The sequence below is a fragment of the Actinomycetota bacterium genome (genome assembly GCA_030018275.1).
Taxonomy (GTDB): domain Bacteria; phylum Actinomycetota; class Aquicultoria; order Subteraquimicrobiales; family Subteraquimicrobiaceae; genus Subteraquimicrobium.
This window is the reverse complement of sequence record JASEGB010000004.1, coordinates 84,297-98,320: the sequence shown is the minus strand read 5'-3', so window position 1 is coordinate 98,320 and position 14,024 is coordinate 84,297. Positions and strand designations below refer to the sequence as shown.

The 14,024-nt window shown below is 45.5% G+C and carries 13 protein-coding genes and 1 riboswitch; all 13 genes read left to right on the top strand.

Features of this window, described 5'->3' with window-relative positions; translation table 11 throughout:
• Positions 1 to 38 precede the first annotated feature (38 nt).
• On the top strand, positions 39 to 956 hold the full coding sequence (locus QMD66_02760) for a glycosyltransferase family 4 protein (GenBank protein MDI6821785.1): 918 nt from the start codon (positions 39 to 41) through the stop codon (positions 954 to 956).
• 319 nt (positions 957 to 1,275) lie between these two features.
• Positions 1,276 to 1,803, top strand: coding sequence for a hypothetical protein (locus QMD66_02755; GenBank protein MDI6821784.1), 528 nt, complete (start codon positions 1,276 to 1,278; stop codon positions 1,801 to 1,803).
• 289 nt (positions 1,804 to 2,092) lie between these two features.
• Positions 2,093 to 2,983, top strand: a complete 891-nt coding sequence (locus QMD66_02750; GenBank protein MDI6821783.1) for a hypothetical protein — start codon at positions 2,093 to 2,095, stop codon at positions 2,981 to 2,983.
• A gap of 164 nt (positions 2,984 to 3,147) precedes the next feature.
• Complete coding sequence (locus tag QMD66_02745) at positions 3,148 to 3,999, top strand: FIVAR domain-containing protein (GenBank protein MDI6821782.1); 852 nt, start codon at positions 3,148 to 3,150, stop codon at positions 3,997 to 3,999.
• A gap of 394 nt (positions 4,000 to 4,393) precedes the next feature.
• Positions 4,394 to 8,191 carry a cytochrome c3 family protein gene (locus QMD66_02740; GenBank protein ID MDI6821781.1) on the top strand — a complete coding sequence of 1,266 codons (3,798 nt, stop codon included), beginning with the start codon at positions 4,394 to 4,396 and terminating at the stop codon, positions 8,189 to 8,191.
• A 291-nt stretch (positions 8,192 to 8,482) separates the two neighbouring features.
• The gene (locus QMD66_02735; protein MDI6821780.1) at positions 8,483 to 8,644 is read left to right on the top strand and encodes a hypothetical protein; all 162 of its coding nucleotides are present in this window, start codon (positions 8,483 to 8,485) and stop codon (positions 8,642 to 8,644) included.
• 11 nt (positions 8,645 to 8,655) lie between these two features.
• The gene (locus tag QMD66_02730; protein ID MDI6821779.1) at positions 8,656 to 8,949 is read left to right on the top strand and encodes a type II toxin-antitoxin system VapC family toxin; all 294 of its coding nucleotides are present in this window, start codon (positions 8,656 to 8,658) and stop codon (positions 8,947 to 8,949) included.
• A gap of 311 nt (positions 8,950 to 9,260) precedes the next feature.
• A riboswitch (cyclic di-GMP riboswitch) is annotated at positions 9,261 to 9,335 on the top strand.
• Between the two features lie 87 nt (positions 9,336 to 9,422).
• Positions 9,423 to 10,133, top strand: coding sequence for a hypothetical protein (locus QMD66_02725; protein MDI6821778.1), 711 nt, complete (start codon positions 9,423 to 9,425; stop codon positions 10,131 to 10,133).
• A gap of 402 nt (positions 10,134 to 10,535) precedes the next feature.
• A complete protein-coding gene (locus QMD66_02720) occupies positions 10,536 to 10,757 on the top strand; it encodes a sulfurtransferase TusA family protein (protein ID MDI6821777.1) in 222 nt (73 codons plus the stop codon).
• A gap of 1 nt (position 10,758) precedes the next feature.
• Positions 10,759 to 11,829 (top strand): YedE family putative selenium transporter, encoded by a 1,071-nt coding sequence (gene yedE / locus QMD66_02715; GenBank protein MDI6821776.1) that lies wholly within the window; start codon positions 10,759 to 10,761, stop codon positions 11,827 to 11,829.
• Positions 11,830 to 11,853: 24 nt separating this feature from the next.
• Entirely contained in the window at positions 11,854 to 12,414 is a 561-nt protein-coding gene (locus QMD66_02710; protein MDI6821775.1) for a DUF3343 domain-containing protein, read from the top strand.
• Positions 12,405 to 13,286, top strand: a complete 882-nt coding sequence (locus tag QMD66_02705) for an NAD(P)H-hydrate dehydratase (protein MDI6821774.1) — start codon at positions 12,405 to 12,407, stop codon at positions 13,284 to 13,286. The genes QMD66_02710 and QMD66_02705 overlap by 10 nt, the downstream gene beginning before the upstream one ends.
• A gap of 160 nt (positions 13,287 to 13,446) precedes the next feature.
• Positions 13,447 to 13,665, top strand: coding sequence for a hypothetical protein (locus QMD66_02700; protein MDI6821773.1), 219 nt, complete (start codon positions 13,447 to 13,449; stop codon positions 13,663 to 13,665).
• Positions 13,666 to 14,024: the final 359 nt, after the last annotated feature.

Below are 14,024 nucleotides of genomic sequence, written 5' to 3'. Positions count from 1 at the left end.
AACGGTCGCCTAAACAATCATTTAGTGCTCGCTGTCACGTGCCCGGTGTGGAGCTAAAGAAGCGCGGGCATCATGTGGTGCTCAATGACTTCTTGACGATAGATCGCGTTAGAGAATTCGACATAATCGTCTTCCAAAGGCAGTTCATCGCCAGCTCCTTGCGAGCCATCGATTATGCCAATAGTCTGGGTAAATTAACCGTTTATGAGTTGGATGATGATCTCTGGCATATCGATAAAGCAAGTCCCGCATATAATTTCTGGAGCGACCCGAGAAAATTACGAGCTGTGGAAGCAGCCTTAAAAGCATGCCAGCTGGTAACGACATCCACACCCTATTTAGCAGAGCTCCTAAGGCAATACAATAAAAATGTCGTCGTGCTCCCAAATATGTTGCCCTCAGAGTACTGGCAGGTGAAGCACGAGTCCCGAGAAGATGGCAAAATAATCATAGGTTGGGCGGGAGGAGCTCATCACTGGAGCGACCTCGAGATTTTGAGAGGTACAATAGAGCAGATATTGGATGACTATCCCCATGTGGAATTGCACGTCGTAGGGATGCGTGAGTATCCCTTCAAGGAGCATGAGCGAATAAAGATTCTCAAACCCGTGAGGCTTGAAGAATACTCCAAGTTGCTTTCGAAATTCGACATAGGAATCGCTCCCCTGGTGGATACTCAATTCAATCACTGTAAAAGCGATCTTAAGTTCATAGAATATGGCATGGTTGGACTCCCCGTGGTGGCATCCAAGGTCATCCCATATATGAAGAGCGTTGTTCACGGTGAGAATGGTTTTTTGGCTCAAAATCCTAAGGATTGGATGAAATTCCTGCGGAGATTGATAGAAGACCCCGATTTACGCCTGAAATTAGGGCGGAAGGCAAAAGAATATGCCCAGACCCGGACCATAGAAAAGAATATTTGGATGTGGGAACGCGCCTATAACATCACTTAAATAAGCTTCAGCTACCAGCTATCAGCTTTTTAATAAAGATTTGAGTGCGATCAAAAGTAATTCTTTTCCTAACAGCGAAACCTTTGGATTAACTTCTCAGATGTACAATTTCTTTATATTGCTCTATCATCGCTTACCGAATTAGGATATATATTCGATTGCCCGTGAATTGAAGTATCTGAATGAAGATAGAGACCGCGATGATTTAGTTGGGCTCAGCAAAGGAGCAATAAGAGCATTGCAAGGATTAATAACGTGCATCGAGAAAGATTTAATAAGCTGAATGCTGATAGCTGGAAGCCAATATGTGGGGGTTGATATGGAAAGACTGGTGCGTGTATGTCTCATATTCTTTGCCATAGGAAGCCTGATTTTCGCTGTAATCGCTTTATTCTTCCCTGTGAAGTCGAGTTTCATAAGGGGATATCTGGATAGTGGAGCAGTTTATCAAAGGTGGTTTTGGACTTATGCCTATGCAACGGTTGGAGGCTATCTGCTTCTCCTGGCGGGAGTGGTGAATACCGTCACTGCTTTGAGATTTCAAAAACGTTTTACTCCCTTGGAGTTTTTGAGCTGGTCCGTCTTCAGTGGCTTTCTCATTCTGTGCCTGTGGCTTGCGGGAAGGACGTCGATTTTTTCATGGTTGCCTTCGATTCCCGGGGAAATTCAGCACGCAATTGGCTCACCCTATGTTTATTTAGTGGAATACAAAATATTAAATATTCCCCAGGTTTTGGGCTCCATTTTCACTCTCGTCTTCGTCGCCTTCTCCACCCCTATCTCCTTGATTGAATTCTATTTGCAGCATGGGGGGTCTGCTACTAAACCATTATCACCTACGCGGTGATAAGCGTGGTGGTTCATCCGCTGAAAGACAAGCTCCAAGCCACAAGCCACAAACCATAAGCTTTCAGCTCATAGCTTGAAGCGGGTTGCTGATCGAAAATCGATACTACGTGCTGCAATTGTGTTAAAAATCTGTTAATCTTAAATGGAATGGGAAGGAAACAGGAGGTAAAAGGGCGAATTAATTCCAAAGAGTAAGGATTAAGGAGTAAGGATTAAGTGGGAAGTCATTAGGTGCAAAGCCTAATTCTTAATCCTTACGGCTTACAGCTTAATAAAATGGGATCGAGATGGTAAGGATTAAATTAACACGCAGGGTTAAATACATAATTGTCTTGGCGATTATAGCCGGTTTAATCTCCGGTTTGGCTCTCGCCTTCCAACCAGTGAAGGTGAGAACCGGGTCAAAGCTTTTGTGCAGGTATGGACATGTAATCAAGGATAATACCAAGATTATCAAAGTTCCCAGGTGGAAGGCGGGAAGGTACAAAGTAAAAATCGCCAAGGCAACTTGTGATAAGCATAAAGTCTGTGAAAAGCTTTACAAGCAGGCTTTGAGGGCTTTAGACAAAGGCGATCTCGAAGCGGGTCGGAGATTGCTCGATCAGGTTCAGGGTCTGGATCCGAAGTTTAAGGATACTCAAAAGAGATTGGAGAAAGTGGAGAAAGCCATTGCTGCGGAAGAAGGCGAAGCTCCAGCTCCAGGAACTGAACTAGGCACTGAACCTGGAACTGAACCCGGTGCGGAGCCAGCGCCAAGTCCTCCGGGTGCCCCACCACCCTCTGAGGGCGAGGTCTTCACCGGTCCCCTCCTTTCCCTCATACCAAAGGCTCTTGAGGGGTATACCCTTTATTCTGAGCATGAGGACGTGCTCTCCGCGAACAGGGTTTTCAAGTCCAAAACCGAGTCGAAAGTGAAGTTTCTCACCATAATGGTGCGGCAGGGTGGAAGACCCCAAGATGCCGAAGCCCTAATGGAGAAGGAGATAAAATGGTACTACCCCGTAGATAGCCGCGATGTCACTGTAGACGGGCGTTCTTGCTACTTTGGCACGGATGGACGTGAATTCGCGGTTCTTACCTGGCGTCGGGACGGTCTAATCTTTGCGGTGGAAATATATTCCTCAACGCATCCTAAGAAGGTTTACGATGATATAGTCGCCATATCCAAAAAAATCTAGGGGGTCAGACCTCGATATATAGATTTACCAGGGATAATAAATCCTTAATTCAAATTTTTAAAACTGGATATTTCCAAGGCGATGGAGAAAATGGAAATCAGCTCAAAAATTGAAAATAAAAATTTAAAGCCGCAGGTAGAGGTGGGTAAGGAGGTCTGACCCCTTTGAGAAAGAAGATAGCCATTGCAGTCATTATTATTTTGGCTCTTGGTGTTGTGGCTTATGTGGGTACAACCCCTGTGAAGGTGGGGAAGAAAGTCCTTTGCCGCTATGGGCACGTGATTGAAGATAGCACGAGGATCATTAGAGTTCCCAGGTGGATGGCAAATAGATTTAAGGTAAAAACGGTCAAATCCATTTGTGAGAGACATAAAAAATGCGAGGAACTTTACGCTAAAGCTCAGAAGCAGCTAGCGGAAAAAAAGCTATCTCAGGCGAAGAAGATACTTGAGAAGGTATCAAAGCTTGATCCAAAATTTGAGAGCGTTAAAACGCAGTTGCAGCAGATCGAAGCGGCGGTTTCTGGTACTCCACCCAGCCCTGGCACTACTCCAGGTGCCCCACCAACTCCGGGCATACCTACACCAAGTCCGGGCACACCACCTACCCCGGGTGGATCCACTCCACCCGCTGTAGATCTTGCTGCTCTTCTGCCCAAGGACATCCCCGGATTTACCACGGGGAATGTAGCAAGAGCTGATAATTATGCTTGTTGTGGTTATATACCTAAAGATCACCCTCGTGTGGAATCATTGTTGATATCGGTGTACAACAGGGGAAGCTTGGAAAGTGCCAAGGCATTCATCGATTCCGTGAGCAAGAAAGCCTTCCCCTCAGATGCAAAGACTGCTACAATTCGTGGTCATCGAGCTTACTTTGGAACGGATGTCACAACCTACGCCACACTCAGTTGGTATGATGGTGTTATAGTTTATGAAATTCACATGATGTCTGCCACGGGCAAACCCAAGGAGCTTTATGAAGATATTGTAGCTGTCACAAAGTATATTCCTTAGATCAGCTTTCAGCTGATAGCAATAGATGCAGGAGCGTAGCCGATTCCGAAATTCGAAAAGGAGGGGTCGGCTTTTCATTGCTTTCGACTTAAAATCAATGGGAGCCGAAATGCGAGCAAATATACTTTAATGTCTAAAAAATACTTTGATTAGGTAAAATACCAGTGGAAATATGGAGTTAAGAATGGACAAAATAATGGGAAGAGGCTATTTTATGCAAAGGTTTAGTGAAAAAATGCACAATCTATTTCCTCTGCTCCAAATATATAATCCCTTTAATGCCGTCAAATGCAGCTTTGTTTCGAACGCTTTCTCATCCATTCTTGGAAATCTCCACCAACATTTGACGATCACGGAGTTGGTCTTGGCGCGTCTCGAAAAAATACATCGGGGAATGCGCAAATGGATTTTGAAGGTCAAGAGAAGGGATTTTATCACCGTTGTCCTGGATTTAGCCATTATTGTCTCCTTTGCAACGAGCTCCCTCATGTTTGGATTGTGTATAAAGTGTGCATTGCCCGCGGCTTCGATTTCCGAACACAGTTTTGAAGTCGCTTACCTGCGCTCACAATATGCTAAGGTCTTTAAAAATCCCGAGGGTACCATGACCGCGGTGATTTATGCCACACCTGTTCACTACAAGGATGATGTTGGCGGATGGCATGAACTTAACCCAAGCATTAAAAATTTGGAGGTTACCCATGTTCCATTTCGGGCTGCCTTCGGTTCCACTACACCGAATCTCACGCTAAAGGTCGACAAAACGGAGATCAAATTCATCCCCAAAGGTGCAAAACGTGTCCATGGGGAGGTCTATAAAAACCGAATAACCTATGAAAATGCATTTAAATCCACCGATCTGCGGTACAAGGTTGGAGCGACTTATGTTAAGGAGGAGATAATTCTCAAGGATAGCTCGGCTCCCCATTCCTTCGTCTTTGAAGTCCTCTCCAATAAGTCCATTGCTCCTTTGAAGGGCGGGTCGCTAGACTTTGGCAATTGCAGGACCGTTTCACCCTTCGCCAAGGATTTTGAGGACAGAATGAGTAATGTGGAAGTAACCTTGAAAAAGATAAAGGGCAAGAGCCTCCTCACCCTCACCGTCGATCCCGCTTGGTTGAAGACCGCTACATTTCCGGTGATAATCGATCCCACCGTGGTGATACAGCCCAATCCCATTGTGGGGAAGGATGCATATGTTGATAGCACTCAACCCGATGTCAATTTCGGCGCGGACGCGACGTTAAATGTCTGGACTGGAACGGTGACCACGACAAGAAGCTTTTTGCAATTCAACCTAAGCTCCATTCCCCCCAAGAGCATAATCAATTCCGCGAGCTTGCAGCTCTATACTAAAAGTGCCTTTGGTGGGAATGTCTACGTCCGCAAGGTGACTTCCGAGTGGGGAGAGGGCACGGGTGCCGTTCCCGCGGACGGAGTTACCTGGGACACCCAACCGAGTTTTGAAGAGATTTTGGATCGTCAGTTCATGGATGCAGCGGGTGTTTGGAAGAGCTGGGATATCACCACGCTGGTAAGTGATTGGCACGCCGGTAGAGAGATCAATAAGGGAATAGTCCTGCTCACCAGTGAGACTGGTATCGTCGAAGGCGGGGTATTCTACTCCTCGGATTATGCAGACGATCCAACCTTAAGACCCAAACTGGTGGTAGACTACACCCTACCTCCAGATGACATCGCTCCAACTTCTACAATCACCGATCCAGCCGATGGTTCACATCTTAGGGGCATCACATACGACATAACCGGCATGGCTCGGGATAATCTAGGGGGCTCGGGGATTGCAAAGGTGCAGGTTTCGACGGATGGTGGAAATACCTGGCAAGATGCAGTTGGCACTGAGACCTGGAGCTTTAGCTGGACATTACCCGCCGACGGTGTTTACAACATCAAATCCAGGGCAATCGATAATTATGGCAATGTTGAGACCCCTAGACCCGGGGTAAACGTAACCGTGGACAATACTCCTCCTCAGGCTTCCATTAGCCAACCGGTTACCGATAGCGAAGTCAGTGGAATCATAACCATTTACGGTACAGCCACAGATGAGAATTTCGGTCAATACAAGCTGGAATATGGTGCTACCTCTGCACCCACCACCTGGAAGCTATTGGGAGCCGTGCATACTGCTCCCGTCTCGGATGGTGCCCTCGAATCCGGATACACGCTGGGAATTTCCAATGGAACCTACACCATAAGATTGATAGTGAAGGATAAAGCGGACAATATAAGCACTGATACCGTAATCGTGGTCGTCAATAATCCCGTGGTAATCTCCACTCCACATAGGAATTATACCGTGGATACCGATACCTGCGCTTGTTGTCATCGAAATCATACAGCGGTGGGCGATAATTACCTGGCTTGTGAAATTCAGGCGGAGCTCTGTCTTACTTGCCATGATGGGATGGGAGATGTTACCAATATCAGAGATGCTTATGATAGCCCCCGCCAATCCCGTTACCCCATTAAAGACTTGTTATTCATCACGGATCCTAGTCACATTTTAGAATGTTCGCATTGCCACAATACACATGGAAATAAGGATGATCTCGGAAATTATTATCCAAGGTTGTTAAGGGTTACTGATCCCGAAGGCAATAAGATTTACCAGGGAAATGATTTCTGCGGAGCCTGCCATGGTGCTTCTGATCTGGGTTTGGGTTATGCCTTAGGTGGCGATCACATCACCGGGTTCTCCGGTCTTTCCTCTCATGATGTCAAGACCCTTGATCCCCCATCGGGAACGCTCATAAAGTGCATAAACTGCCATCAAAATCATGGTTCAGACTTCCCCCGATTAAACAGAGGATTGGAGGAGGAACTCTGCTACAGCTGTCACAATTCTGCGAATCTACCCAATACTCTCAACAATTGGGATATACAGAATCAATTCAGCTTACCCTCTCACCATGATATAACATCAGAGAACGGTGCCAAGGTTGAGTGCTCAAGTTGCCATGGACCCCATGTTGTCCAAGCAGCGGCGGGTGCGATGATATCCGATCCCGATAATACGAAGAATCTTTGGACGGGAAGCATGACCGATTTTTGCCTGAAGTGTCATGATGGTGCGCCACCCCTGGCGGTGACCGACTCGACCACCGTGGTCCCATATAAGATTTCCTATCCTACGGTATCCTTGCAGTTTTCTCCTTTCTTCCCTAAATGGAATAAATCCGCCTTTACTTCGGCGGGCATGGCTACCAATGTTGCTGCCGGAATTACCTGCAAAACTTGCCATCACCCCCATGGCTCAAATAATACTAGGTTAAATGCGTTTAATTATGATAATTCGACTGTTTACGAGGAGGAAAAGCTCTGTCTGGCTTGCCATAATCCCACCACGGGACCAACAATTGGAGCCCCCGATATCGATACCCTTTTGACCAAAGCGTATAAGCATCCCGTGGACACGGTCACGGGCATCCATCAGGATACGGAGAATTCCTCCAATCTTGCTTATGACCCCGTGAGTTCCAAGCGCCATTCAGAATGCGTGGACTGTCATAATCCACATAAGGCAACCCCCGATGGGGCGAGCGCTCCCACGGCGAGTGGGGAGATTAAAGGTGTGGGTGGGGTAGATGCCAACGGTGCGACGATAAATCCCATCGTGAATCAATACGAACTATGTTATAAGTGCCACTCTACGTATACGACCCTACCCCCGGAGCAGAAGGATAAAGCTTTTGAATTCGATATAACCAATCCATCTTATCATCCGGTTGAAGGTGTGGGGAAGAATACTGGCATTGACCTCTTGGCTTTCATAGCTCCCTGGACCGATGCCAGTTTGGTTTATTGTACCCACTGTCACGGCAATGATGATCCAACCGGTGCCCAGTGTCTCACAGGTTCAGAGAATGAGCATATTTTGAGGGCACCATATACACCCATTGATACAAGCCTCTGCTTCCAATGTCATGTTCGAGAGTCCTATTCCGTTGGCGATCCTCTCCTCTCCAAGAGCCGCTGGCAGGGGCATCGAATTTTGGGGCATCAAGCGTGTATGGATTGTCATGGTGCTCATGGGAAGAAGCAAGCGCATTTGATCAACCGCGGATACGATCATTATATCGATGGAGGAAGGATAGTGACGGACAGCGCATGTGCCGGTGTGGGTTGCCACGACATAGGGATTTGGATATCGTACACCACCGCCTATTAGGGACAGTCCCTCCACAATCTATTTACCTCGGAAAATCAAGCAATATTTTTAAATTCCGTTTTGATTTCCATACCATATCTCATCAAGAGGCTGTCAGCTATCAGCTTCCAGGCGTTCCGAATTCATCCGTCGAGCCTCCCTTGCTTATATCAAAATGTTGGAGCGGAAGAGAATGGAGCGGGAGAAGATAAAGGGTATTGAGAAGGCAATTTTATTGCAAGACATAGTTCGTGAAAAAGCCGGGAAATGGAATTCAACTGCTGAGTTACGCAAGTGGAGAGAACGCCGCCGATGAATGAATATGGTGTTTTACCAGTTGTTCCGGAGAGGCCAATTTATGTTATAGACGCCTCTGTAGTTCTAAAATGGTTCACTCAACTGGATGAGGGAGATATAGATAAAGCAAATTTGCTTAGAGAGAAATTTCGAAATCGAGAAGTTGAAAACTATTAGCGCCAGAACTTTTGATTTACGAGGTCACGAATGTATTGCGTTATAAATTGGATCTAGATATCTCCGATATTAACAGTGCCATTGAAAGTATCTTTGAGATGAGATTACTTAAATCAATGAGCCAAGGAACTATGAAGAAAGTAGTAAAAATTGCTCGAGATTCCGATGTAACCGTCTATGATGCCACATATCTTTCTTTCGCCGAGAGCATCTATTCCTTATTAATCACCGTGGATGAAAGATTCTACGAAAAGGTTCATCATCGACCCGATGTCATCCTTTTGAAAGATTTCGCAGAACCTTGAACCCCGAATTCTAGACCCGCAACTCGAAACCAACTTTCAACCTGGAACTCCCAACCTATTCAGCTATCACGTTTTAGAAACAGACCTTTAGGTCTGTTGTTGTAGGGGCGGGGTTTATCCCCGCCCAAAGAGTGCGGGAGATGAACTCCCGCGCTACTTTTTGTCCTCCTCCAATCCGCGATCCGAACTCGTAACGCGCAACTCGAACCTGCAACCCGAAACTAACTTCTTCTAAGGTCTTTGACATATCCTGTCGATATAAGTAGTGGACCTGCTCGTCAATGCCTACGGCTTGACGTTGGCAGGCGGGCAACCGACAAAGGCAAACCTCACGAGAGTGGGGGACGCAAAGCTACGGGTCCCAATGGGGTAGCCGGGCTGCCGAAGTTGACCAGATTAAAGTGCTAAAAGAGGGGCTTGTCCATCTACGGTAGTCCGGCGGGACCGGGCGAAGCCGGAGGAGGACAAGCTGGATGTTAAAGAAATTAGCACTCGTCGTTGTCGTTGTTTTACTAATTACTCAATCACCTTGGTTTAAAACCACCCACATAGGCATCGTCACCAAACCTTCGGCTCGCCTTCCCCACGGGCAGGCGGGGATCGGCATCTCTTCCAATTTAAATCCGGTTTCCTATTCCACTTCTTCCCTAACTGACCTTGATTATCGCTGGCTTACAGAAACCATCAAGGATGAAAAATTGAGGGAAAGTTTCATTATTCTCAAGGGAAGTGAGACGGGAGGGGAGATCGCAGAGACCATACAAAAGAGAGGGATAAGGATAATTTTCAGTAAACCAAGGATAGCTTTTGCTGCAGCGGAGTATAGATCAGCTATACCTTTCATTAAAAGTGGCACCATAGTTATAAGCAATGGTTATAGGGAGGCACCAACAACGGTTTTAGCAGCAATTATTGCTCATGAGGGCAGACATGCGCAACTGGATTCATTCTTCGAAGATGATTCCATATCCCAGGAATACCAGTGCTACCAAGCTCAGGCGAAGGTTTGGCTGGAGGTGAGAAGAGGACTTAAGTTCCGTGTGGGAGACAAGCTGGTTGAAATCTCTGAGACAAATCCCGATTGTGATTATGCGGTGAGCTTAATGAAAAAGAACAAATTTGAAGCCTTTGAACTTATTAGAAAGGATTTTCAAAGGATAGGAATAGATCTTTCCCATAATTAGGGCAAACCATTAGCCTCGTTCGCTTTTGCTCGTTCGCTTTTTGCCAGTTAGCTAGTTCGCTTGTATAAGCACTCCTCAAAAAGCCATTAAATAAAAATCCCAAATCTTAACATTCTCGATTTCGCGCGAAAGTGAGAAAGAGGTTGTTGAGCTGGGATTAATTTAAGTCTCGCGGGGTGAGCTTTGACCTCGCGATTTTTTATCTCACCAGAAAAATCTTCTAGGTTTATGGAGGATTCACCCAGTACGTGTCGAATTATTTAAAAAAATTATTAATTTAATAAGTATTTATTATTAAAATATTTATTATTAACTTCATTTCAATAAGAAATTCTAATAGTTTCAATTCTTCAAGATAAGATTCACGACGGCCTTAGATATCAAGATAGAGGAGGTGATAATATGACAATTGAGGTTGATGTCAGAGGTCTTTCTTGCCCACTGCCCGTTGTTAAAACTAAAAAGGCAATAGAAGAAAATCCAAATGAACCAATTGTTGTGTTAATTGACAGTGCTGTATCGGTGGAGAATGTCAGTAGGTTGGCGAGAAGCAAAGGTTACTCCGTAAACGTAAAGCAAAAAGGAGATGAGTTTCATCTCTTAATCGAGGGAAAGGAGGCATAGCATGAAAAGAGAAAATTTATTGATCTGGGCCGCAGGTCTGGTGGTTGGTCTTTTCGCAGTTATATTAGTTGTCTTTGGTAATCCGCTTAACATGGGATTTTGTATCGCTTGCTTTGAAAGGGATATCGCAGGAGCTCTGGGATTGCATAGAGCAGCAGTTGTTCAATACTTACGTCCCGAAATAATCGGTATAGTATTGGGAGCTTTATGTGCCGCTCTATGCTTTGGAGAATTTCGCCCGGAGGGTGGTTCATCTCCGGCAACTCGCTTTATATTGGGAATGTTCGTCATGATTGGTGCTCTGGTATTTCTGGGTTGCCCTCTGCGCATGATTTTGCGTTTGGCGGGGGGAGATCTCAATGCCGTAATTGCTCTCATTGGCTTCATTTGTGGCATTACCCTGGGAGTAGTCTTCCTCAAGATGGGTTACAACTTGGGGCGTTCGCAGGAACAACGGAAAGTGGATGGATGGATGCTTCCCGGAATAATGATAGCCTTACTCTTATTACTTCTATTTAAACCGGTATTTAATCCCGAGGCTGGAGGTCCCATCTTCTTCAGCAAAGAGGGTCCTGGGGCGCAACATGCAATTATCATCCTCTCACTCATCGCCGGGTTACTGGGAGGGTTCCTTGCCCAGAGAGCAAGACTGTGTCTGGCTGGAGGCATTAGAGATTTAATACTGATCGGCGACAGTTATCTAGTACAGGGGTTCATCGCCATCTTCATAGTCACTTTAATTGGCAATCTTGCCATTGGGAAATTCAATCTGGGCTTCGTCGATCAACCCATTGCTCACCCCGAACACGTATGGAATTTCCTGGGAATGATGTTATTGGGCTTGGGCTCCATTTTACTTGGGGGTTGTCCCTTGCGCCAGCTGGTATTGGCGGGTGGTGGAAATACCGACTCTGCCCTCGCGGTACTAGGGATGATAATAGGTGCAGCCATTTCTCATAATTTTATGCTTGCTGCCTCCCCAAAGGGTGTAACCATCTATGGCAAGATCGCTGTGATTTTAGGGCTCATTATCGCTTGTGCCATTGGGTTGCTCAATAGAGAGAGGTATTAACATCTATAAAAAGAGAGATGGACAATGAGATTTTGGTCTAGATCGAGACCTTCCCGAGGCAAAAACGTATCCTCAAGGGGAAGGGGCTTAATCCTATTCAAAGCGGTTCAGGGAGCATTAAGAGCGGAGAAGGTTCTCAAGAAAAATGGTTGTAACTTCAAATTGGTTGCTCCACCACCGGCTTTGCGAAAAGGATGCGACCTTGCAATCGAAGTGGCTACAGTGGAGCAGATTGGGATCGAACGGGTACTTCGCGAAAATGAGATTGAAACTCTGGGAGAAATCATTCCACTTGATGTAGAGAGTCAGAAGCCTTTGGATATTATAAAGGTAACTAAGTTTGACAACTGGGTGATGGTCAGAGCGGGCAATATGAAGATCACCTTCGATAAGGGGAGTGGCACTATCCTGAATATCTCAGGTGGAGGCTGCCCAGATGTTCCCTATCTCCATCTTGAGCTGATCGATAAGGAACTCACTAAAGCTCCTAGACCAAGAGATCTTGGATACACATTGTGTGCTTTAATGCTGGATAGAGCTTATGAAGAATCATTGAGTATTTTCAAGAGGGAGAAATGTTACTAATCGCTGGAACCGTTCCCATTAAGGAGAACTTCTTTATTGATGGAGAAGCAAAATTCAAGGGTGATCATTTATTGGTGGATGGTCATAAAATTTCCTGCACTCAAGGCACAGCATCGATGGTCAGTGCCGCAGCCATAACCACCGATTATTTAGGAATCGATGCTCCTCATGTTATCCTAGCCGGTGATATTGGTGATGGTTGGGGAAGTAAGATGCTCTTCAGGCATCTCATCGACAATCTTCCCAAAATTGCCCCAGGGGTTCTGTCGCTGCATTATTTCTTGCCTATCATACCACTAATGGAAAGAGTCATTGATTCCGTGGAAAAATGTGTCCAAAAACCCATCCTTATCGCCGATGCCGGTGCAATGTATGCGGCTAAAGCCGCTGGTTTATCATCCAAATTTGATGTATTTACTCCAGATGCTGGGGAAATGGCATTTCTAGCAGACCCGGATGCTACACATCCAGCATATATTAGACATTATCTCTTTGAAACGGATATAACCAAAGCTCCTGAGTTAATTAAAGCTGCTTTTGATCGAGGGGACTTGCCAAAAACTCTACTGGTTAAAGGGCCAAAGGATTATATAGCAAACGACGGAAAAATCTTGGCAACCATTGATGAGCCCAACATTCCCTTCATGGAGGCAATTGGTGGCACTGGTGATACCATCACTGGTTTGGTCTCCGCCTTTGTTCATGCAGAACTTGAATCCCATGAAGCAGCAATAATTGCAGCTAAAACAAATCGCATGGCGGGTAAATTTGCGAACGTTACACCCGCTTCTAAAATTTGGGAGGTCATTTCCCAATTCCCCGCAGTTTTTAAGGAACATCTCTGTAAGTGGACCGATATATGCAGTTTTTAAGGAACATCTCTGTAAGTGGACCGATATATAAAGGATATCATCATTTGGTATCGAGATATTTTGCGGGGTGAGAGAGGAATTTTCAAGATTTTGTTGAATTATAAAAAATTACAAATGGCGAAGTTCTTTCAAAGTTCTTTCAAAATCGGGATGAGAGGGGATGATGAACGTGTGTAAGGGAGCGAAGTATGCACATGAGCATACTCATCCGAGGGTAACTCATACTCATGAGCACAAGCATGAGGGGATGAGTCATAGCCATGAACACACTCATTCAGAGGTGACCCACAGCCATGAGCACGAGCACGGGGATTTACCCAGGCATGAGAAAGAGCCTTATGAGCACGAACACCTTGGAGATCACGAGCATGCACATTGAGTGACTCGTCCAAAAGACATACAACGCCGGATTTAAATATGCAAGTTAATCTCTCATTGTACCAGGTTATACACTTGAACGGTGTCGGACACCACTCAGGTGTCGGACATCACTCAGCAGGACGTTTTTAATTTTAAACAGCCTGGATATTGGAGGGATATGCAAAAAATTTTTGGGATTTAAAAGGATATTTCGAAATAATGTCGAATTTAAACAAAAAAGGCCACGAAGGTCTATTTCTAGCCGAAGCTAGATAATTTTTGTGGTCTTTTTTTGCGGTTTGAAATAAATTAAATAGTAGATATTTCTAATTAGAACCACGAAGGTTTTAGACCTGACTCGAAAGTCGGGAACTCCGT